Source organism: Streptomyces sp. NPDC001380 (assembly GCF_042895785.1).
In the GTDB taxonomy this organism is placed as follows: Bacteria; Actinomycetota; Actinomycetes; order Streptomycetales; family Streptomycetaceae; genus Peterkaempfera.
This window is the reverse complement of sequence record NZ_JBIAWP010000032.1, coordinates 22,686-44,581: the sequence shown is the minus strand read 5'-3', so window position 1 is coordinate 44,581 and position 21,896 is coordinate 22,686. Positions and strand designations below refer to the sequence as shown.

Genomic DNA, 21,896 nt, shown 5'->3' with positions numbered 1-21,896 from the left:
CTCCGGGCGCTTCGTTCTTCCGTGTCTCCAGCTTATCAGACCCGCGGAGTGTCTCTCTCCGCTTCGCTGACCCCCGCCGGCGGGGTTCCTGCGTTTTCCTGCTTTCGCCTTCCGGCGCTTTCCGACTCTATCAGATGGCTCTGTGAGTCATTTTCGCCTTCCGGCCCGCGACAATCATCCGGTTCGAATTCCTTCGAAACGGTGTTCCTGTCACTGGGTTGGCTCCCCGGAGGACGGCCGCGCATCCCGCGCGCCCGGTTCCCTCTACAGGCAGCTCGAAGAACTTTAGTAGCCGTCCCGCAGGCTGTCAAGCGCCGCGTCGGCACCGACGGCGGCGGGATGCGGAGAGGGCCGTGCCCGGGGTCACGCCGGAGTCACCCCGGGGCCGGCCCTCTCCCGTTGCCGCAGGTCAGACCTCGACCACGACCGGCAGGATCATCGGGCGGCGGCGGTAGGTGTCCGACACCCACCTGCCGATCGCGCGCCGGATGAGCTGCTGGAGCTGCCGGGGCTCGGCCACCCCGTCCTGGGCCGCGCGGGCCAGCGCCTCCTCGACCTTGGCCATCGCCGGCGCGAACGCCGCGTCGTCGATCCCGGACCCGCGCGCCTGGAGGTGGGGGCCGCCGACGACCTTGCCCGTGGTGGAGTCCACCACGACGAAGACCGAGACGATGCCCTCGTCACCGAGGATGCGGCGGTCCTTGAGGGAGGTCTCGGTGACGTCGCCGACCGACGAGCCGTCCACGTACACGTACCCGGCCTGGACCTTGCCGGAGATCCGGGCGACGCCGTCGACCAGGTCGACGACCACGCCGTCCTCGGCGATGACCACCCGGTCCTTCGGGACGCCCGTGGCGCGGCCCAGGTCGGCCGCGGCGCGCAGGTGGCGCCACTCGCCGTGGACCGGCATCAGGTTGCGCGGCTTGCAGAGGTTGAAGAAGTAGAGCAGCTCGCCGGCCGAGGCGTGGCCGGAGACGTGCACCTTGGCGTTGCCCTTGTGGACGACGTTGGCGCCCCAGCGGGTGAGGCCGTTGATCACCCGGTAGACGGCATTCTCGTTGCCCGGGATGAGCGACGAGGCCAGGACCACCGTGTCGCCCTCGACGATGCGGATCTGGTGGTCGCGGTTGGCCATCCGGGAGAGGGCGGCCATCGGCTCGCCCTGCGACCCGGTGCAGACCAGCACCACGTCCTCGTCGGGGAGGTCGTTGAGGGCCTTGACGTCGACGACCAGCCCGCCCGGCACCCGCAGGTAGCCGAGGTCGCGGGCGATGCCCATGTTCCGGACCATGGAGCGGCCGACGAAGGCCACCTTGCGGCCGAACTCGTGCGCGGCGTCGAGCACCTGCTGGATGCGGTGCACGTGGCTGGCGAAGCTGGCCACGATGATGCGGCGCTCCGCCTTGTCGAAGACCTGCCGCAGCACGGGCAGGATGTCCCGCTCGTGGGGGATGAAGCCGGGGACCTCGGCGTTGGTGGAGTCCACCAGCAGCAGGTCGATGCCCTCCTCGCCGAGCCGGGCGAAGGCCGGCAGGTCGGTGAGGCGGCCGTCCAGCGGCAGCTGGTCCATCTTGAAGTCGCCCGTGCACACGGCCATGCCTGCCGGGGTGCGCAGGGCCACCGCGAGGGCGTCCGGGATGGAGTGGTTGACCGCGATGAACTCGCAGTCGAAGGGGCCGATGCGCTCGCGCTGCCCCTCCTTGACCTCCAGGGTGTACGGCCGGATGCGGTGCTCGGCGAGCTTGGCCTCGATCAGGGCGAGGGTCAGCTTGGAGCCGATCAGCGGGATGTCCGGCTTCTCCCGCAGGAGGTAGGGGACGGCGCCGATGTGGTCCTCGTGGCCGTGGGTGAGGACGATGCCGTCCACGGCGTCGAGACGGTCCCGGATCGTGGTGAAGTCCGGGAGGATCAGGTCGATGCCGGGCTGCTCGTCCTCGGGGAAGAGCACGCCGCAGTCGACGATGAGCAGGCGGCCGCCGTACTCGAAGACGGTCATGTTGCGGCCGATCTCCCCGAGGCCGCCGAGGGGGGTCACGCGCAGCGCGCCCTCGGGCAGCTCCGGCGGCGGGCCGAGCTCCGGATGCGGATGGCTCAAAAGTCTCTCCTCACGGCGCGCGCCACGCGCGGCCGCGGGTTCGTCCCCGGGCTGCACATGGCGCGCGTGTCGTCGTTCCTTCGGTGGTCGTCCACCCTCGGGCGGGGCGGGTGGGTCTGGGGGCGGTGCCTCGCGTCCGTCTCCGGTCCTGCGGCGGTCCCCGCCGGGGTGTCCGGCGGGAACCGGCGAGCCGGGGCGCGCACGTCCTCGGTGCTCCTGGCTACAGGTGTACCCCGCCGTCGGCGAGATCCTTCCTGAGCTGCTCGACCTCCGCGTCGGTGGCCCCGACCAGCGGCAGGCGCAGCGGGCCGGCGGGAAGCCCCCGCAGGCCGAGTGCGGCCTTGGCGGTGATGACGCCCTGGGTGCGGAACATGCCGGTGAAGACGGGGAGCAGGCCCTGGTGGACGGCGGCGGCCTTCGCGTGGTCGCCGGCGAGGAAGGCGTCCAGCATGGCCCGCAGCTCGGGGGTGACGAGGTGGCTCACGACGCTGACGAAGCCGACGGCGCCCACGGAGAGCAGCGGCAGGTTGAGCATGTCGTCGCCGGAGTACCAGGCGAGGCCGCTGCGGGCGATGGCCCAGCTCGCGGCACCGAGGTCGCCCTTGGCGTCCTTGTTGGCGACGATCCGCGGGTGCTCGCCGAGGCGCACCAGGGTCTCGTGTCCGATGGCGGTGCCGGAGCGGCCGGGGATGTCGTACAGCATGACCGGCAGGCTGGTGGCGTCGGCGACCTCCGTGAAGTGGCGGACCAGCCCCTCCTGCGGCGGCTTGCTGTAGTACGGGGTCACGACCAGCAGGCCGTGGGCACCGGCGGCCTCCGCCTGGCGGGCCAGCTCGGCGGTGTGGCGGGTGTCGTTGGTGCCGACGCCCGCGACCACGTGGGCCCGGTCGCCGACGGCCTCCACGACCGCGCGGACCAGGTCGGCCTTCTCGGCGTCGCCGGTGGTCGGGGACTCGCCGGTGGTGCCGTTGACGACGAGGCCGTCGTTGCCCGCGTCGACGAGGTGGGAGGCGAGGCGCTGCGCGCCGTCGAGGTCGAGGGAGCCGTCGGCGGCGAACGGGGTCACCATCGCGGTCAGGACCCGGCCGAAGGGGGTCTCAGGGGTGGAGGTCGGAGCCATGGATCCAACGCTACTCGTAGCGGACCTGGGTGCGCCCGGCGCGGGTGGCCGCCGGAGCCCCGCCGGGGCCGGGCGGGGGCTGCGCCGGGGGCGGTCCCGCGGGGCGGGGGCGGGAGGGTTCGGCGCGGGACCGCGGCCGGGGCCGCAGGATCTCCGGGGGAACCCGCCGTGCGCAGGGATTCCGGTGCCGTCTGCTCGGGGGTTCAGCCGGCACCGGAATCCGTGACTTGAGCCTAGGTACGGGGAGGAGGGGCCGCAATCCGGACGTGGCCGACCGGGTGCGCGCCGCCGTGCCCCGGGCCGGTGCGCGGGTCCGGCCGCACCGGCCCGGTCCGCTCAGGGGGCGACGCGGCCGTGGGCGTTGAACGCCTCGTGGGTGAGCGGCATCAGCCCGGCCCACTGCTGCTCCATGAGCTCCGCGACCATCTCGATCTCGCGCTGCGGGAAGGAGGGCACCTTGGCCCGCTCGTCCTTGGTGCGCAGCGACAGGAAGTGCATGAGGGAGCGGGCGTTGCAGGTGGCGTACATGGAGCTGAACAGGCCCACGGGCAGCACGGCGCGGGCGACCTCGCGGGCGACGCCGGCGTCGAGCATCTCGCGGTAGGCCTCGTACGAGCGCCGGTAGGAGTCCTCCATGGCGGCGGTGACCGTCCCGTACTGCTCGGCGGTGCCCTCGGCGAACTCGTACTTGCCCGGGCGTCCCTGCTGGACCAGCCTCCGCCCTGCGCCGGGCACGTAGAAGACCGGCTGCAGCTCGCGGTAGCGGCCGCTCTCCTCGTTGTACGACCATCCGCTCCGGTGCCGGTGGAACTCGCGGAAGACGAAGATCGGCGCGCTGACGAAGAAGGTCATGGAGTTGTGCTCGAAGGGCGTGCCGTGGCGGTCGCGCATGAGGTAGTTGATGAGGCCCCGGGAGCGCTCGGGGTCCTTCTGCAGCTCCTCCAGGGACTGCTCCCCGGCCGTGGAGACCCGGGCGGCCCAGAGCACGTCGCTGTCGCGGGCGGCGTGGCGCACCAGCTCGACGGTCACGTCGTCGCGGAAGCGGGGCTGGGCTGCTGCGTCGGTCACGGGCGGGTCCTCCTCGGGGCGGGGTGCACGGCGGTGGCCAGCGTATCCCGCGCCCCAGGGGCCTCCCGCGCCGACTCGGCAGGCCCCGGCGAGGGGGAAGAGCGCGGCGCGCGGTTCGCGCGGGTCGGCGAACCGGGAGGGCCCGCGGTTCGTATCCTCGTGCGCACGGTGGCGGCAGGCACGGTGCGGAGGCCCGGCTGCACGGGCCGTCGGGCCGTCGGGCCGTCGGGCCGAGGAGGGGACAGGGATGACCGCGCAGGGTACGGCAGCGCAGGGGACGGCAGCGCAGGAAGCGGCAGGGCAGGGGGCGGCGGCAGAAGGGGCGGTGACGCGGGGGACGGCGGGGGCGCACGCTCCGGCCGTGGTCCGGGACACCCGCCCGGAGGACATGGCGGACGTGCTGCGGGTGCGCACGGCGGGGTGGCGGGCGGCGTACCGGGGGATCGTGCCGCCCGTGTACCTGGGCGCGATGGACGACGGGCCGGAGGCCCTGACCCGGGCGCTGCGGCACTTCCGGGAGCGTCCCGCGGACCGGCACCACCTGGTGGCGGAGCGGGGCGGCCGGGTGGTGGCGTTCGCGGTGTGCGGGGCGGCGCGGGCGACCCTGCCGCTGCCCGCGGAGGGGATGCGGCCGGGCGAGCTGCACGCCCTGTACGCGCACCCGGAGGTGTGGTCGACGGGGGTGGGGTCGCTGCTGCTGGAGGAGGCGCGGCGGCGGCTGGCGGCGGACGGCTACCCGTCGACGGTGCTGTGGGTGCTGGAGGACAACATGCGGGCGCGGGCCTTCTACGAGCGGCACGGGCTGCGGCCGACCGGTTCGCGGACCCTGCTGCGGCTGGGCGGGGCCCGGCTGCCGGAGCTGCAGTACGGGGCCCCGGTGCTGCCCGCTCCCCGGGAGGCGGGTCAGGCGGTGCCGGCCTCCCGGCCGGGCGGCGCGGGCGTGCGGCGGGCCGGGGGGCCGGGGGCGGCGCGGATCGCCTGCTGAGGCCTCCCGGCCGCGGGGACGGGCGGGCCGCCCGGGCGGCGTACGGGGTCCGTACGCCGCCCGGGCCCGTCACCGGCCGCGGGGGCGGCACCGGTCCCGGCCGGGAGCGGCCGGGCGGCCGGGGCCCGTCAGGTCCGTCCGGCGGCGGGGGCGTGGCCGCCGTGCAGGCGGATGGCGCGCTGCATGGCCTTGCGGGCGCGGGGGACGTCCCCGGCGTCGGCGTAGGCGACGGCGAGGCGGAACCAGACGCGCCAGTCGTCCGGGGCGGCCTCCGCCTCGGCGCGGCGGCGCGCGAAGACGGCGTCGGCGGAGGCCCGGTCGATGCGGCCGCCCGGGGTGCGCTCCAGCTCGTCGACGGGCAGGCCGCCCTCGGCCTCCAGCTCGCGGGCCAGGGCCTCGCTGCGGCGGCCGAACCGGACGGTGTTCCAGAGGAACCAGACGCCGATCGCGGGGATGACGAGGGCGCAGACGCCGATGCCGATGCCGGCCGGCTTGCCGGTGGCGATGAGCTGGAGGCCCTCGAAGACCACCAGGGCGCAGGCGAGGAGCATGACGGCGGCGAGCAGGGTGAATCCGGTGCGGGACTTCATGGCGGGTCAGTCCAGGTCGAGGAAGTGCTCGAGGCCCAAGGTGAGGCCGGGGGCGGAGGCGACCCTGCGGACGCCGAGCAGGATGCCGGGCATGAAGCAGCTGTGGTGCAGCGAGTCGTGACGGATCGTCAGGGTCTCGCCGGTGTCGCCGAGGAGGACCTCCTGGTGGGCGAGGAGGCCGCGCAGCCGGACGGCGTGGACGGGCACGCCGTCGACGTCGGCGCCGCGGGCGCCCTCCAGGCCGTGGGTGGTGGGGTCCTGCTGGCGGGGGCGGCCGGCCTGCTCGCGGGCGGCGGCGATGAGCTGCGCGGTGCGGGTGGCGGTGCCGCTGGGGGCGTCGGCCTTGCGGTCGTGGTGGAACTCGACGACCTCGACGGACTCGAAGAAGCGGGCGGCCTGCTGGGCGAACCGCATGGTGAGGACGGCGCCGATGGAGAAGTTGGGGGCGATGAGCACGCCGGTCGCGGGCGAGGCGTCGAGCCAGCCGCGGAGGGCGGCCAGGCGCTCCTCGGTCCATCCGGTGGTGCCGACGACGCCGTGGATGCCGCGGGCGGTGCAGAACTCCAGGTTGGCCATGACGGCGTCGGGGTGGGTGAGCTCGACGGCGACCTGGGCGCCGGCGTCCACCAGGGCCTCCAGGTCGTCGCCGCGGCCGAGGGCGGCCACCAGCTCCATGTCGGGGGCGGCCTCGACGGCCCGGCACGCCTCGGAGCCGATGCGGCCCCTGGCTCCGATGACAGCCACTCGCAGCGGCGCGGTCATGAGGGTGGTTCCTTTCGCGGGGGCGGTGCTGGGGAGGTACCGGGCCGGGAGGTACCGGGCCGGGCGGTGCCGGGCCGGGCGGTGCCGGGCCGGAGGGGGCGGGCCGGACGGGGACGCGGGGCCGCTCAGGCGACGACGCCGGTGAGGCGGGCGGCCCGCTTGTCCCCGACCGGGCCGATGACGGCGAGGGAGGGGCGGTGGGCGCCGAGCACGTCGCGGGCGACCTCGCGCACGTCGTCCACGGTCACCGCGCGGATCTTCCCCAGCAGCTCGTCGACCGACAGGTGGGTGCCGTAGCAGAGCTCCGCCTTGCCGATCCGGTTCATCAGGGAGCCGGTGTCCTCCATGCCGAGGACGGTGGAGCCGGAGATCTGGCCGACGGAGCGGCGCAGCTCCTCGTCGGTGATGCCGTGCTCGGCGACGCGGTCCAGCTCCTCGCGGCAGATCTTCAGCACCTCCTCGACGCGCTTGGGCTGGCAGCCGGCGTAGATGCCGAAGAGGCCGCTGTCGGCGTAGGAGGAGGAGTACGAGTAGACGGAGTAGGCCAGGCCCCGCTTCTCGCGGACCTCCTGGAAGAGGCGGGAGCTCATGCCGCCGCCGAGGGCGGCGTTGAGGACGCCGAGGGCCCAGCGGCGGTCGTCGTGGCGGGAGACGCCGGGCAGGCCGAGGACGAGGTGGGCCTGCTCGGTGGGCCGGTTGAGGATCTCGGTGCGCCCCGCGGTGCGCAGGGCGCGGCTGCCGCCGCGGGGCTCGGCCGGGCGGGCGTCCTCGCGGCCGAGGGCGCCGGCGGTCTCGAAGGCCTGCTGGACCTGGTGGACGAGCTGCGCGTGGTCGACGTTGCCCGCCGCGGCGACGACGAGGTTCTCGGGCTGGTAGCGGCGGCGGTAGAAGCCCGCGATCTGGTCGCGGGTGAGGGCGTTGATGGTGTCGACGGTGCCGAGCACGGGCCGGCCGAGCGGCGAGTCACCGTACATGACCTGCGAGAACAGGTCGTGGACGACGTCGCCCGGGTCGTCCTCCGTCATGGCGATCTCCTCGAGGATGACGCCGCGCTCGGCGTCGACGTCCTCGGGGCGGATCAGGGAGCCGGTGACCATGTCGCAGACGACGTCGGTGGCGAGCGGCAGGTCGGTGTCGAGCACCCGCGCGTAGTAGCAGGTGTTCTCCTTGGCGGTGAAGGCGTTCATCTCGCCGCCGACCGCGTCGAGCGCGGAGGAGATGTCGAGGGCGCTGCGGCGCTCGGTGCCCTTGAAGAGCAGGTGCTCCAGGTAGTGCGTGGCGCCGTTGAGGGCCGGGGTCTCGTCGCGCGAGCCCACGCCGGCCCAGATGCCGAAGGTGGCGGAGCGCACCGTCGGCAGCGTCTCGGTGACGATGCGCAGACCGCCGTGGAGCACGGTGCGGCGTACGGTGCCCGCGCCGTCCACCCCCTTGAGCAGGGTGCGGGTCGTGCCGGGCTGCTGCTGCGCCGCCGGGACCTGAGCCACGGTGGGACCTCCTGGGGCAGGGTGCGGGGTGTGCGGCCGCGGTGCGGGCGCGGGGGCACGGGGTGGTGCTGTACAGGATGCCGCGCCGCGGGGCGGGGCGCGGTTCCGGGGGGGCGGGGGGCCGGGGCCGGGTGCGGCACAGGGTGCGGCCCGCCCCTCCCGCGGAACGGGAGGGGCGGGCCGTGGTGGGGCTGCGCCCGTGACCGCCCGGGTCAGGAGCCGGCGGCCTCGTCGTCCTCGCCCTCGATCACGGGGATGAGGGAGAGCTTGCCGCGCGGGTCGATCTCGGCGATCTCGACCTGGACCTTGGCGCCGACCTGGACGACGTCCTCGACGTTCTCGACGCGCTTGCCGCCGGAGAGCTTGCGCAGCTGCGAGATGTGCAGCAGGCCGTCCTTGCCCGGCATGAGCGAGACGAAGGCGCCGAAGGTCGTGGTCTTGACCACGGTGCCCAGGTAGCGCTCGCCGACCTCCGGCATGGTCGGGTTGGCGATCTGGTTGATCGTCGTGCGGGCGGCCTCCGCCGAGGGGCCGTCGACCGCACCGATGTAGATGGTGCCGTCGTCCTCGATGGTGATGTCCGCGCCGGTGTCCTCCTGGATCTGGTTGATCATCTTGCCCTTGGGGCCGATGACCTCGCCGATCTTGTCCACCGGGATCTTGATGGTGATGATGCGCGGCGCGTTCGGCGACATCTCGTCAGGAGTGTCGATGGCCTCGCTCATCACGTCGAGGATGTGGAGGCGGGCGTCGCGGGCCTGCTTGAGCGCGGCGGCCAGGACCGAGGCGGGGATGCCGTCGAGCTTGGTGTCGAGCTGCAGGGCGGTGACGAACTTCCGGGTGCCGGCGACCTTGAAGTCCATGTCGCCGAACGCGTCCTCGGCGCCGAGGATGTCGGTCAGCGTCACGTAGTGGGTCTCGCCGCCGATCTCCTGGGAGATCAGGCCCATGGCGATGCCGGCGACGGGGGCCTTGAGCGGCACACCGGCGTTCAGCAGCGACATGGTGGAGGCGCAGACCGAGCCCATCGAGGTGGAGCCGTTGGAGCCCAGCGCCTCGGAGACCTGGCGGATCGCGTAGGGGAAGTCCTCGCGGCTGGGCAGCACGGGCAGGATCGCCCGCTCGGCCAGCGCGCCGTGGCCGATCTCGCGGCGCTTGGGGGAGCCCACGCGGCCGGTCTCGCCCACGGAGTACGGCGGGAAGTTGTAGTTGTGCATGTAGCGCTTGCGGGTCTCGGGCGCCAGGGTGTCCAGCTGCTGCTCCATGCGGAGCATGTTCAGCGTGGTGACGCCGAGGATCTGGGTCTCGCCGCGCTCGAAGAGGGCGGAGCCGTGGACGCGCGGGATGGCCTCGACCTCGGCGGCCAGGGTGCGGATGTCGGTGACACCGCGGCCGTCGATGCGGACCTTCTCCTTGATGACGCGCTCGCGGACCAGCTTCTTGGTCAGCGCGCGGTACGCGGCGGAGATCTCCTTCTCGCGGCCCTCGAACTCCGGGAGGAGCTTCTCGGCGGCGAGCGCCTTGACGCGGTCCAGCTCGGCCTCGCGGGCCTGCTTGCCGGCGATGGTGAGCGCCTGGGCCAGCTCGTCGCGGACGGCGGCGGTGAGCGCCTCCAGGACGTCGTCCTGGTAGTCCGGGAAGAGCGGGAACTCGCCGGTCGGCTTGGCGGCGCGGGCGGCCAGGTCGGACTGGGCCTTGCAGAGCACCTTGATGAAGGGCTTGGCGGCCTCCAGGCCGGCGGCGACGACCTCCTCGGTGGGGGCCTCGGCGCCGCCCTCGACCAGGGCGATGGTCTTGTCGGTGGCCTCGGCCTCGACCATCATGATCGCGACGTCGCCGTCCTCCAGCACCCGGCCGGCGACGACCATGTCGAACACGGCCTCCTCCAGCTCCGGGTGGGTCGGGAAGGCCACCCACTGGCCCTTGATCAGCGCGACGCGGACGCCGCCGATCGGGCCGGAGAAGGGCAGGCCCGCCAGCTGGGTGGAGGCGGAGGCGGCGTTGATGGCGACCACGTCGTACAGGTGGGTCGGGTCCAGCGCCATGACGGTGCAGACGACCTGGATCTCGTTGCGCAGGCCCTTGACGAAGGACGGGCGCAGCGGGCGGTCGATCAGGCGGCAGGTGAGGATCGCGTCCTCGGAGGGGCGGCCCTCGCGCCGGAAGAACGAGCCGGGGATGCGCCCGGCCGCGTACATCCGCTCCTCGACGTCCACCGTGAGCGGGAAGAAGTCGAAGTGCTCCTTGGGCTGCTTCGAGGCGGTGGTGGCCGACAGGACCATGGTCTCGTCGTCCAGGTAGGCCACGGCGGAGCCGGCGGCCTGGCGGGCCAGGCGGCCCGTCTCGAAGCGGATGGTACGGGTGCCGAAGGCGCCGTTGTCGATGACGGCCTCGGCGTAGTGCACGTTCTCTTCCACCAGGAAGATCTCCTCTGTCTGCGTACGTCCCTGGTGGAGCGCCCCTGCGCGGTGGTCCGGTCCGGCCCCGGCCGGGCCGGTCTTCGATCGAAGCCTCCGGGCTGCTGCCCGGCGGCCACTACCGAGGACCGGCGCCTCCTGGCACCGAGTCGGCGGTCGCGTGGTGGACGCTCCCCTGGGTGCGGGCGGCCTCCGTTTGAGGCCTGCGGCCCGCGCGGTGTCGGGTGTGCCCGTCGGCGCCGCTGCCGTGCGGCGCCGTCACCACGGGCGTTCCCTCCACCCTGTAAATCCACACCCTACAAACCGGGTCCTCCGCGCGCTTGCGGGACGGGGATACCGGCGGGGTGCGGCGCGCCGTCCCGGGCCCCGCCCCGAGGGGCGGGGCCCGGAATGCGCGACGGGGGCGGCCTCCCGTGACGGGAGGCCGCCCCCGGGCGGGGTGCTAGCGGGCGCCGCCGGCGGCACCGCGGCGGATGCCGAGGCGGTCGACGAGCGTACGGAAGCGCTCGATGTCCTTCTTGGCCAGGTACTGCAGCAGGCGGCGGCGCTGGCCGACCAGGAGCAGCAGGCCCCGGCGGGAGTGGTGGTCGTGCTTGTGGGTCTTGAGGTGCTCGGTCAGGTCGCTGATCCGGCGGGTCAGCATCGCGACCTGGACCTCGGGGGAGCCGGTGTCGCCCTCCTTGGTGCCGAACTCGGCCATGATCTGCTTCTTGACGGCGGCGTCGAGGGCCACGGCAACTCCTTCGTGTGATCAGCCGAGTGGTCCTGGTCTTCACCACAGGACCTCGGTGGACTCGGCTCGGGGGACCGTCCTCGGCGGCGGTGCCCGGGTGCGGGCAGGCTGCGGCGACGGTCGGTGACCAAGCGTACCAGTGCCCGCCGACCGGGCGGTCGGCGGGCACGGACGGCGGGCACGGACGGCGGGTCGCGGGGGCCGCGGGGGCCGCGGGGGTCCCGGCGCGGCCGCCGGGATTGCGGCGCGGCCTCCGGGGACCCGGCAGGTTCAGCCGGTGAGGCCCCGGACGGTGGCGTAGACGTCCAGCACCGCGAGGGTGACCGGCACCAGTGCGACCAGCACCAGGCCGTCCACCAGGTCCAGGATCCGGCCCCAGAAGGGGGAGACGCCGAGGCGCGGGACGACCAGCGCGACGGCCACCAGGACGGCGGCGCCGGCGGCGACGGCCGCGGAGAGCCAGACGGTGCGGATGTCGGCCTCCGGCCCGGCGTGCACCGAGAGGATGAACTCCGGGGTGTGCAGCGACAGGCCCAGGATGAGCAGGCCCAGGGTGGCCAGACCCGCCACGACCAGGCAGAAAACCTGCGCCGAGTAGCGGAAGAGGCGGGCGCGCAGCATGGTGGCGACGCCCAGCACCAGGGCCAGCACCTCGGGCCAGGTGCGGTCGCTGAAGCCGAGGACGGCCCCGGCGCCCACGACCACGGCGGCGGCGCCGCCGACCAGTCCGACGAGGACCTCGTGGCCGCGCCGGGCCTGGGCGGCGATCCACTCGTACTCCACGGCCTCGCGGTCGGCGGCGGGGTCGCCCTGGCCGGCGGACCGCTCGCGGCCGCGGGCCTGGCCGGGGGCGTGGAAGCCGACGGGCAGGCGGGCGAAGCGGGCCGAGAGGCCGGGCAGGAAGCCGGTGACGGCGACCGCGGCGGCGCCGGTGACGGCGGCGATGGAGCTCGCGGAGGTGCCCTCCGCGAGGACGGCGGCGAAGGTGGCCAGGGCGCCGGCGGCGGCCACGAAGGCGGCGCCGACGAAGACCGAGTCCTTCTCCGGCAGCAGGCCCACCAGGAGGACCGCGACCACGAGGACGGTGACGCATCCGACCAGGAACTGCAGCCGGCCGGGGCCGCCGCCCACCAGGGCGCCGGGGTGCGCGACCGGCAGGACGCCGGATCCGGCGATGAGCGCGTGCGGCAGGGCGGCGAGGCCGAGGGCGAGGGCGGCGCCGTGGTCGTCGTAGACGCGGGCGCGGACGCCGGCGAGGGCGGTCAGCACGACGGCGGTGACCCCGGCGAGGATGCCGGGGAGGCTGTGCATGTCGTGCTGGAGGTCGGAGAACCACAGGGCGAAGCCCATGAGGGTCAGCAGCAGCACCGCGCCGACCAGGCCGGAGACCCGCATCAGCTCGGGGCCCCAGAAGCGGCGGTCGGCCTCGACGGCGGTCGCGACGGCGTCGGCGACGTCGTCGTAGACGGCCGGGGGCAGCGACTCGGCGAACGGGCGCAGCGACAGCAGGTCGCCGTCGCGCACCTGCTGGGCGGCCAGCGGGAGCCCGCTGTCCAGGACGGTGCCGTCGCGGCGCACCAGGTGGAAGCCGGTCGGCGTCCCCTCGGGCTGCGTCTGGCCGGAGAGCCGCAGCACCTCCGGGTAGACGTCGGCGAGCGGTACGTCCTCCGGGAGCGCGACGTCGACCCGGCTGTCCGGTGCGACGACGGTGACCCGGCAGAATCCGGTCGATGCGCTGGCGCTCACCGGTTCTCCCCCTTGTTGTGTGGACGGATGCGGGCGCGGCGGCGCGGCGGCCCCCGTCTGCCCCTCGCGCCCGCCCCGCCCGGGGATGCCCGCATCCCGGCAGGACCGGCGCGCGGACACCCTACCGAACGCCGCCGGGCGCGGGGTGACCGCCCGTCGGCCTGCGGAGGGCCGCGCGGGGGGCGGCGCGGGGGCGGCGCGGGCGGGTCACGAAGGGGGGCGGGGAGCGGGTGCGGGGACGGCCTCCGACCCGTTGTCAGGTACCAGTAGGATCGGCCCCTGCGCAGGGACGCGGGGGCGGCTCACCGGTCCCGGACCCCTGCGGTCGGCGGAGGGGGCCACGGGGGCTCTCGCCCCGGGCCGGCCGGGTACGCACCGCTGCGCGGCTGCCCGACGGTCCGGCGAAACGACGAAGCGACTCGATCGACAGCGTGCGTGAGGGCTGGTGCCGAAGTGAGCGTGGTTACCGTCAAGCGGCCGCCGAGGGCCTATCCGCCCCCGGTGCCGGACGAGCCGGTGCAGTTGGAGTCCCCGCCGGAGCTGCCCCGCACGGGCGGCGACGACTGGATGATGAACATGCTGCCGCTGCTCGGCATGGGCGGCTCGGCGGCGTTCTTCTTCATGCCGGGCTCGGCCGGCCCCATGAAGGTCATGGGCATCCTGATGGTCGCCTCCACCGCCGGCATGGCGGTGGGGCAGATCGTCCGGGCCCGCCGGGGCGGCGGCTCAGCCATGGCGGACGAGCGCCGCGACTACCTCAAGTACCTCGCGCAGATGCGCCGCCAGGTCCGCCGCACCGCGGAGCGGCAGCGCGGCGCCCAGCTGTACCTGCACCCCCAGCCCGACCAGCTGTGGTCGATCGTGGCGGAGGGGCGGCGGCTGTGGGAGCGGCGGCCGGGGGATCCGGACTTCGCCCAGATCCGCCTGGGCCGCGGCCCGCAGCAGCTGGCGACGCCGCTGGTGGCGCCGCAGACCGCGCCGATGGACGAGCTGGAGCCGCTGACCGCGGAGGCGATGCGGACCTTCCTCGCCTCGCACGGCACCCTGCAGGAGCTGCCGCTGGCGGTCTCGCTGCGCGCCTTCTACCACATCACCGTCTGCGGCGACCCGGACACGGTGTACGGCAGCGTCCGGGCGATGGTCGCCCAGCTGACCACCCTCCACTCCCCCGACGACCTGGTGGTGGCCTTCGCCGCGGCGCCGGGCGCGGCGGAGGAGTGGGAGTGGGCGAAGTGGCTGCCGCACACCCAGCACCGCAAGGAGAACGACGGCGCGGGCAGCCGCCGCCTGATCACCGCCGGCCTCGGCGAGCTGGAGGAGCTCCTGGCGGACGAGCTGGCCGGCCGGCCGCGCTTCCACCGCGACGCGACGCCCGCTCCCGACCAGCCGCACGTGGTGGTCGTGGTCGACGGCGCGGCGGTGCCGCAGGACTCGGTGCTGGCCGGGGCGGAGGGCCTGCAGGGCGTCACCGTCATCGAGGTCGTCCCCGGCGACCTGGACGAGCTGAGCGGGTCGCTGGTGGTGACGGTCTCCCCCGACGAGCTGCTGCTGCAGTCGGCGTCGGGCGCCGCCTACACGGGCGTGCCGGACACCCTGTCGGCCTGGCAGTCGGAGGCGCTGGCGCGCCAGCTGGCGCCGTACCGGATCTCGGCGGGCGGCGACGACGAGCCGCTGCTGTCGAACCTGGACTTCACCGACCTGATGGGCGTCGGCGACGCCGGCTCCATCGACGTCTCCCGCACCTGGCGGCCGCGGGCCCAGCACGAGAAGCTGCGGGTGCCGATCGGCCTGGGCGCCAACGGCGAGCCGGTGATGCTGGACCTCAAGGAGGCCGCGCTGGAGGGCATGGGCCCGCACGGCCTGTGCGTGGGCGCGACCGGCTCCGGCAAGTCGGAGCTGCTGCGCACGCTGGTGCTGGGCCTGGCGATGACGCACTCCTCGGAGATCCTCAACTTCGTCCTCGCCGACTTCAAGGGCGGTGCGACCTTCGCCGGCATGGCGGAGATGCCGCACACCTCCGCGGTGATCACCAACCTGGCGGAGGAGCTCACCCTCGTCGACCGCATGCGGGACGCGATCACCGGCGAGCTCAACCGCCGCCAGGAGCTGCTGCGCTCGGCGGGCAACTACGCCAACCTGCACGAGTACGAGCGGGCGCGGGCGGCGGGCGCGGCCCTGGAGCCGCTGCCGTCGCTGGTGCTGATCATCGACGAGTTCAGCGAGCTGCTGACCGCCAAGCCCGACTTCATCGAGATGTTCATCCAGATCGGCCGCATCGGCCGGTCGCTGGGCGTGCACCTGCTGCTGGCCTCGCAGCGCCTGGAGGAGGGCCGCCTGCGCGGCCTGGACACCTACCTGTCGTACCGGATCGGCCTGCGGACCTTCTCCGCGGCGGAGTCGCGGGCGGCGCTGGGCGTGCCGGACGCCTACCACCTGCCGCCGGTGCCCGGTGTCGGCTACCTGAAGTTCGGCACCGACGTGATGGACCGGTTCAAGGCGGCGTACGTCTCCGGGCCGTACCGCCCGGCCGGGCAGGTGCGCTCCACGGGCCGGGTCGCCGGACGGCAGCCGGTGCTCTTCACCGCCGCCGAGGTGGCGGTGGCCGAACCGGCGGCGGTCGAGCCGGAGCCGGAGCAGCACCGCGAGGACGACGCGCTGGTGGACACGGTGCTGGACGTGATCGTGCAGCGGATGGTCGGCCAGGGACCGGCGGCGCACCAGGTGTGGCTGCCGCCGCTGGACGAGGCGCCGAGCGCGGACCAGCTGCTGCCGCCGCTGCAGTCCGTGCCCGAGCGCGGGCTGACCGCGCCCGAGTACGGGGCGCTGGGCCGCCTGGTGGTGCCGGTCGGCATCGTGGACAAGCCGTTCGAGCAGCGGCGCGACGTGATGTACCAGGACTTCTCCGGCGCGGCCGGCCACGGCATGGTCGTCGGCGGCCCCCGCTCGGGCAAGTCCACCCTGATGCGCACCCTGGTCGCGGGCTTCGCGCTCACCCACACCCCTGCCGAGGTGCAGTTCTACTGCCTGGACTTCGGCGGCGGCGGCATGATCGGCCTGCAGGGGCTGCCGCACGTCGGCGGGGTCGCGGGCCGGCTGGACGCCGAGAAGGTCCGCCGCATGGTGAGCGAGGTCCACGGCGTCCTCAACCGGCGCGAGGAGCTCTTCCGGGCGCAGGGCATCGACTCCATCGGCACCTACCGCACCCGCCGCGCCCAGGGCTCGCTGCCCGGGGAGCAGTTCGGCGACGTCTTCCTCGTCATCGACGGCTGGCTCACCTTCAAGCAGGAGTTCGAGCTGCTGGAGCCGGTCGTGGCCGACATCGCCCAGCGCGGCCTGGGCTACGGCGTCCACCTGGTGGTCACCGCCTCCCGGTACGCCGAGGTCCGCCCCGCGCTGAAGGACCTGCTGCAGAACCGCGTGGAGCTGCGGCTCGGCGACTCCATGGAGTCCGAGATCGACCGCAAGGTCGCGCAGAACGTGCCCGCCGGGGCCCCCGGCCGCGGCCTGACCCCCGACAAGCTGCACTTCCTCGCCGGCCTGCCCCGGATGGACGGCTCCTCCTCCGTGGAGGACCTCCAGGACGGCGTCGCGCAGCTCGTGCAGGCCGTGGACGCCGCCTGGACCGGCCCGCGCGCCCCCCAGGTGCGGATGCTGCCGACCGTGCTGCCCGCGGACCAGCTGCCCAAGGGCTTCGAGTTCCCCGACCGCGGCGTGGCCTTCGGCGTCGACGAGGCCGAGCTGGCGCCGGTGTTCGTCAACTTCGAGACCGACCCGCTCTTCGTGGTCTTCGGCGAGAGCGAGTCCGGCAAGTCGGCGGTGCTGCGGATGCTGATCAAGCAGATCACCGAGCGGTACACCCCCGACGAGGCCGGCATCGTCGTCGCCGACTACCGGCGCGCGCTGCTCGGCACCGTGCCGCAGGGCCACCTGGTGGAGTACTCCGCCGCCCAGCCGGCCCTGCAGCAGATCGTGGAGCTGCTGCGCGGCTCCTGCGCCCGCCGCCTGCCCGGCCCGGACGTCACCCCGGAGCAGTTGCGGGCCCGCAACTGGTACACCGGCAAGGACATGTTCGTGATCGTGGACGACTACGAGCTGGTCGCCACCTCCTCGGGCAACCCGCTCCAGCCGCTGGTGGAGTTCCTGCCCTTTGCCCGCGACATCGGCCTGCGCATGATCATCGCCCGCAGCGCCGGCGGCGCCGGCCGGGCCATGTTCGAGCCGGTCATGCAGCGCATGAAGGAGCTGGGCGCCCAGGGCGTCGTCCTCTCCGGCAACAAGGACGAGGGCGCGCTGCTCGGCACGGTCAAGCCGCAGCCGCTGCCGCCGGGCCGGGGCGTCTTCGTCTCGCGCCGGATCGGCACCGGCCAGATGGTGCAGACCGGCTGGCTGCCCTCGCACTGAGGGCGCGGCCCGGAGACGGTACGGGGCCGGGGTCGGCGCGCTGCGGCGCGCGGGCCCCGGCCCCTGCCGTCTCCCCGGCGGGACGGCCGCCGGGGCCTCCCGGCGGGGTGCGGGGCAGGCCCCGCCGGGAGGCGGCGGGTGCGCGCGGGAGGCGGCGGGTGTGCGGGTGGGGGCCCGGGCCGGGCCTCGGATCCGTAACGCTTGCCGCAGGTGCGGACGTGCGGGCTGCGGTTCCCGTGCCGTGCGGGCCGGTGGCGCGGCCCGGGGGGAGGGCCTCCACGGGCCTCTTCGTTCATTCGGGGTTAACCTGGAGCGATCCTGCACTTCAACAGCATCAAAGCCTGGCAGCCATGCAATCGAAGGCACCGAACAGGGCGGGCCGAGCGGGCCGATGCCATGAGCATCCGTCAGTTGCATGGTTTTCACGCGTCCGGCCTTCGGATTTCGTCGCCCGACCAGGGTTGACGCCAATGATTCATCAAAGGTTTCATGCGGATCGGGAGCGACCGACCAGAGACCGCGCAGAGCCCCGGAGGCGATAGCGCTCCCCCGAAAGACCCGCCGACCCGATCGGATCCCGCATGACCGACACCATCCACCCGCCGCGCACCGGCGCCCCCGCGGACGCGCAGGCGGCCGCGGGGGCCGACGGTGGCTCCCGGAAGCTCACCCGCTCCATCGGAGTGGTGGGCGGCACGCTGCTCACGCTCTCCTGCGTGACGCCGGCCTCCTCCCTCTTCGTGATCGTGCCGGACCTCTTCGCGGACCTCGGCACCGCCACCGCCCTCACCATCGCGATCGGCGCGGTGCTCTGCATCGCCGTCGCCTTCTGCTACTCCGAGCTGGGCACCCTGATCCCGAGCGCAGGCGGCGAGTACGCGATGGTGGGCACGCTGGCAGGGCGGCTGACCGGGTGGGTGGTCTTCATCCTGTCGCTGATCGTGGTCATGATCGTGCCGCCGATCATCGCGCTGGGCACCGCCGACTACCTGGCGCCGCTCTTCCACATGAGCGCCCCGCTGGCGGGCGCCCTGGTGATGCTGCTGGCGACCCTGGCCGGCCTGCTGGACCTGCGGGCCAACGCCTGGATCACGGGCGTCTTCCTGGTGCTGGAGGTCGTCGCGGCCGCCGTGGTGGCGGTGCTCGGCTTCGCCCACGGCGAGCGCGGCGCCTCCACCCTGCTGCACGGGGTCAACGCGGGCGACGGCGGCACCACCACCGCGGTGTCCGTCGGCGCGATCGTCACCGGCCTGGCCATCGCGCTCTTCGTCACCCAGGGCTTCAGCACCGCGGTGTACCTCTCCGAGGAGCTGGAGAACCCCCGCCGCAACGTGGCCCGCACCGTGCTGTGGACGCTGGCCATCTCCGCCGCCGTCATCCTCGTCCCGGTCGCCGCCATCACCGTGGGCGCCCCCGACCTGAAGACGCTGGCCGAGGGCGACATCGCGGGCATGGTCACCACGTGGAGCAACTCCGCGGTCGGCACCTTCATCAGCCTCTGCATCGCGCTGGCGATCATCAACGCAGGCATCGTGATGGTGATCCAGAACTCCCGGGTGCTCTTCGCCTCCGCCCGCGACCGCGCCTGGCCGGAGCCGGTCAACCGCGCCTTCTCCACCATCGGCCGCTTCGGCTCCCCCTGGGTGGCCACCCTCGCGGTCGGCGTGCCCGGCGCGGTCCTGTGCTACGTCCCCGTGGAGGACCTGAGCGGCATCACCGGTGTGGCCGTGACCGGCATGTACCTCCTGGTCGCCGTCGCCTCGCTCTTCTCCCGCCGCCACCACCACAAGCACACCCCCGCCTGGCGGATGCCGCTGTGGCCGGCCGTCCCGGTGCTGCTGATCGTGGTGCTGGCGTACGTGCTGTGGCAGCAGAGCGGGCAGGACCTGCTGGTCACCGGCGGCATCGTGGCCGCGGCGGCGCTGTACTGGGCGCTCTACCTGCGGCCCCGGCAGGCCACCCACTGGGTGATCACGCTCCCCGAGGACGAGCGGGTCTGACCCGGGGGCGCGTACGACGGCGGAGGGGCGGGACACCGGATGGTGTCCCGCCCCTCCGCCGTCGCGTCGTACGGACGGCGCCGCCTACGGCCGGCGGCCGGGTCCGGGCCCGGTTCGGGCCGGCCGCGGGCGGCTCAGGCGGTCGGGCGGCTCAGGCGGTCGGCCGGCTCAGGCGGTCGGGCGGCTCAGGCGGTGGTCCCGCAGCACCACCGACCCGCCGCCGAGGAGGAGCACCCCCAGCAGGCCGGCGCCCAGCACGTAGGTGGCGGTGCGGCGGTCGCGGTCGGCCCGGGACTCCCCCAGCGTGAGCGGCTGCGCGGCGACGGGCCGGGCCGCCAGCACGGTCTGCGGGTCGGGCACGGCGGCCGCGGCCGGCGGGGCGTCGGAGGTGACGGCCTTCACCGGGTCGACCACGCCCCAGCCGGTGAAGTCGTCCCGGTCGCGGCGGTTGCGCTGCGCGGTCTGCTCGATGCGGGCGGCGATCTGCGCGGGCGTCCACTGCGGGTACTTCTGCTTGAGCAGGGCCGCGACGCCCGCCACGTAGGGCGCGGAGAAGCTGGTGCCGTTGTCCGTGCACTGGCCGCCGCGGGGCACGGTGGAGAGCATGTCCACGCCGGGGGCGGCGACGTCGACGAAGGGGCCGTACTGGGAGAAGGACGCCCGCTCGTTGTTGCGGTCGGAGGCGCCGACGGCGATCACCTCGGGGAACGCCGCCGGGTAGGTGGGGGCGTCCTTGCCGTCGTTGCCGGAGGAGGCCACCACGACGACGCCCTTGGAGACGGCCCACCGGACCGCCTGGTGCAGCTCGGCCTGGCCGGCGAAGAAGCCCGACGCGGTGCCGGCGCGGACGTCCTGCGAGATGTTGATGACCTGGGCGTGCGCCTTCACCGCGTCCTGGATCGCCCGGGTGAGGGTCTTGACGTCGCCGCTGCCCTCGCTGTCGTTCTGCCGGATGGGCAGGATCCGCGCGTCCGGGGCGAGGCCGACGAAGCCGGTCGCCGGGCTGCGGCGGGCGGCGATGATCCCGGCGACCTTCGTCCCGTGGCCGACCGGGTCCAGCGTGGCGCCACCGGTGGCGGGCTTCCTGGTCTGCGGGTCGGTCAGCAGCACCTCGCCGGGCAGCACCTTGCCGGGCCGGAGCTGCGGGTTGGCGTCGTCGACACCGGTGTCGATCACCGCGACGGTGACGCCCTTGCCGGTGATGCCGTTCCTCCACAGCTGGTCCAGGACCACCCGCTGGAGGGACCACGGCACCGCCGCCACGTTCCCGGACGGGAAGGTGCACTCGCCCGCGGCCGCCGGGCTCAGCGGCGACCACTGCGCGTCCCCGCCCCCGGCCGGACCGGCCGCCGCCGCGGGGGCGGCCGCCGCGCCCGCGAGCACGCCGAGCGCGGCCGCGGCGCAGGCCGCGGGCCGTGCGGCACCCCCCAGGGCCCGCCGCGCACGGCCGGCCTCCCCCTGCTTGCCCCTGCGCACCCGTACCGCCCCTCTTCCGCCCAGGTCCTGGTCCGCCGGTCCCCGTCCGCCGGCCGGCGTCGGCCGGCCGGTGCCGACCGGCCCGTGTCCGCACAGCCGTCAGGGGCGGACGCCCTCGGGCGTCCGCCCCTGACCGGCAGGCCCGGGGTCAGTGACCCCAGATGCTGGCGTTCTTGTTCTCGGTCTGCTGGTAGCTCTGCGCGGCGTTGTCCAGCGCGCCGGCGATCTGGTTCAGCACCTGGTGGAGGTCGGCCGCGGAGCGGTCCCACTCGGCCTGGCGGGCCTGGTAGCCCTCCTGGGCCTTGCCCTCCCAGCTGGCGGCGATGCGCTGCACGCCGGCCTTGAGGTCGTCCAGCTGCTGCTGGACGCGGCCCGCGGTGGAGCGGACCTCGGAGCCGGCGTTCTGGATGGTGCTGAAATTGACGAGGATGTGGCCGTCGGACATGACGTCTCCTGGTTCGAGAGGCTCTTCACGGCCCGCCCGTGGCGGGCCTGCGGTTCAGCGGGCGGAGGCGAGCGGTCAGCCGAAGTGCGCGGTGACGTTGCTCAGCGACGAGCGCTGGTCCTCTTCGGTCGCGGAGTACTGCTGCGTGGTGGCGTCGATCGCCTGCTTGATCTCGTCCAGGACGCGGTTGAGCTTGGCCGCGTCCTCGTTCCACCGCTCCTGGAGCTGGTGGTAGGCGGTGGCGGCCTGGCCCTGCCAGCCGGCGGTGATCGAGCTCACCAGGCTGTTCAGGCGGCTGAGCTCCTGCTGGATGGACGAGTTGACCTCGGCGATGCGGCCGGAGAAGGCACGCATCTCCTCAGCGGTGGTCCTGAACTGACCCGACATGTTCCACGTCCCCCATGAGACAGATGACTTGGCCGGGCGGCCCGCGGTCCCAGACCCCCCGGTCAACATCACGACGTGATGTCCAGGAGCACTCTAGCCCTCGGCGCCGACACCCCCAACACCGCCCCCGGGACGGTTACGGGACCATGACAGACGGCGCGGCGGGCGGGGCGGGGCCGGGGACACC

15 protein-coding genes are annotated in these 21,896 nt (G+C 74.2%); 3 read left to right on the top strand and 12 right to left on the bottom strand.

The window, feature by feature from the left end; translation table 11 throughout:
- Positions 1-409 precede the first annotated feature (409 nt).
- From ACFY07_RS26700 to thyX, 3 genes are all read right to left on the bottom strand, one after another.
- Positions 410-2,095 carry a ribonuclease J gene (locus ACFY07_RS26700; RefSeq protein ID WP_230747756.1) on the bottom strand — a complete coding sequence of 562 codons (1,686 nt, stop codon included), beginning with the start codon at positions 2,093-2,095 and terminating at the stop codon, positions 410-412.
- A gap of 220 nt (positions 2,096-2,315) precedes the next feature.
- The gene (gene dapA / locus ACFY07_RS26695) at positions 2,316-3,215 is read right to left on the bottom strand and encodes a 4-hydroxy-tetrahydrodipicolinate synthase (RefSeq protein ID WP_390872103.1); all 900 of its coding nucleotides are present in this window, start codon (positions 3,213-3,215) and stop codon (positions 2,316-2,318) included.
- A 336-nt stretch (positions 3,216-3,551) separates the two neighbouring features.
- Positions 3,552-4,283 carry an FAD-dependent thymidylate synthase gene (thyX, locus tag ACFY07_RS26690; RefSeq protein ID WP_230747754.1) on the bottom strand — a complete coding sequence of 244 codons (732 nt, stop codon included), beginning with the start codon at positions 4,281-4,283 and terminating at the stop codon, positions 3,552-3,554.
- A 361-nt stretch (positions 4,284-4,644) separates the two neighbouring features.
- Between thyX and ACFY07_RS26685 the strand changes: the two genes are divergently transcribed.
- Positions 4,645-5,268, top strand: a complete 624-nt coding sequence (locus ACFY07_RS26685) for a GNAT family N-acetyltransferase (protein WP_390872102.1) — start codon at positions 4,645-4,647, stop codon at positions 5,266-5,268.
- A gap of 128 nt (positions 5,269-5,396) precedes the next feature.
- Here ACFY07_RS26685 and ACFY07_RS26680 read toward each other — a convergent pair whose 3' ends face one another.
- The 6 genes from ACFY07_RS26680 to eccD form a co-directional block, all read right to left on the bottom strand.
- On the bottom strand, positions 5,397-5,858 hold the full coding sequence (locus ACFY07_RS26680) for a tetratricopeptide repeat protein (protein ID WP_230747752.1): 462 nt from the start codon (positions 5,856-5,858) through the stop codon (positions 5,397-5,399).
- 6 nt (positions 5,859-5,864) lie between these two features.
- On the bottom strand, positions 5,865-6,620 hold the full coding sequence (dapB, locus tag ACFY07_RS26675) for a 4-hydroxy-tetrahydrodipicolinate reductase (RefSeq protein WP_390872101.1): 756 nt from the start codon (positions 6,618-6,620) through the stop codon (positions 5,865-5,867).
- Positions 6,621-6,745: 125 nt separating this feature from the next.
- Positions 6,746-8,104 carry a M16 family metallopeptidase gene (locus ACFY07_RS26670; protein WP_390872100.1) on the bottom strand — a complete coding sequence of 453 codons (1,359 nt, stop codon included), beginning with the start codon at positions 8,102-8,104 and terminating at the stop codon, positions 6,746-6,748.
- 212 nt (positions 8,105-8,316) lie between these two features.
- Positions 8,317-10,521: a polyribonucleotide nucleotidyltransferase gene (locus tag ACFY07_RS26665; protein ID WP_230747749.1), complete on the bottom strand. Its 2,205-nt coding sequence runs from the start codon at positions 10,519-10,521 to the stop codon at positions 8,317-8,319.
- Between the two features lie 442 nt (positions 10,522-10,963).
- Entirely contained in the window at positions 10,964-11,254 is a 291-nt protein-coding gene (gene rpsO, locus ACFY07_RS26660; protein ID WP_230747748.1) for a 30S ribosomal protein S15, read from the bottom strand.
- 270 nt (positions 11,255-11,524) lie between these two features.
- Positions 11,525-13,000 carry a type VII secretion integral membrane protein EccD gene (gene eccD, locus ACFY07_RS26655; protein ID WP_390872099.1) on the bottom strand — a complete coding sequence of 492 codons (1,476 nt, stop codon included), beginning with the start codon at positions 12,998-13,000 and terminating at the stop codon, positions 11,525-11,527.
- 453 nt (positions 13,001-13,453) lie between these two features.
- Here eccD and eccCa point away from each other — a divergent pair, with 453 nt between their 5' ends.
- Positions 13,454-17,401, top strand: coding sequence for a type VII secretion protein EccCa (gene eccCa / locus ACFY07_RS26650; protein ID WP_390872098.1), 3,948 nt, complete (start codon positions 13,454-13,456; stop codon positions 17,399-17,401).
- A 581-nt stretch (positions 17,402-17,982) separates the two neighbouring features.
- Positions 17,983-19,401 (top strand): APC family permease, encoded by a 1,419-nt coding sequence (locus ACFY07_RS26645; protein WP_390872097.1) that lies wholly within the window; start codon positions 17,983-17,985, stop codon positions 19,399-19,401.
- 168 nt (positions 19,402-19,569) lie between these two features.
- Here the strand turns inward: ACFY07_RS26645 and mycP are convergent, their stop codons facing one another.
- The 3 genes from mycP to ACFY07_RS26630 all read right to left on the bottom strand — a co-directional run bounded on the left by mycP (position 19,570) and on the right by ACFY07_RS26630 (position 21,709).
- Entirely contained in the window at positions 19,570-20,877 is a 1,308-nt protein-coding gene (mycP, locus tag ACFY07_RS26640; RefSeq protein WP_390872096.1) for a type VII secretion-associated serine protease mycosin, read from the bottom strand.
- A 148-nt stretch (positions 20,878-21,025) separates the two neighbouring features.
- The gene (locus tag ACFY07_RS26635; protein ID WP_230747738.1) at positions 21,026-21,322 is read right to left on the bottom strand and encodes a WXG100 family type VII secretion target; all 297 of its coding nucleotides are present in this window, start codon (positions 21,320-21,322) and stop codon (positions 21,026-21,028) included.
- 75 nt (positions 21,323-21,397) lie between these two features.
- Positions 21,398-21,709, bottom strand: a complete 312-nt coding sequence (locus tag ACFY07_RS26630; protein WP_390872095.1) for a WXG100 family type VII secretion target — start codon at positions 21,707-21,709, stop codon at positions 21,398-21,400.
- Between the last annotated feature and the right edge of the window lie 187 nt (positions 21,710-21,896).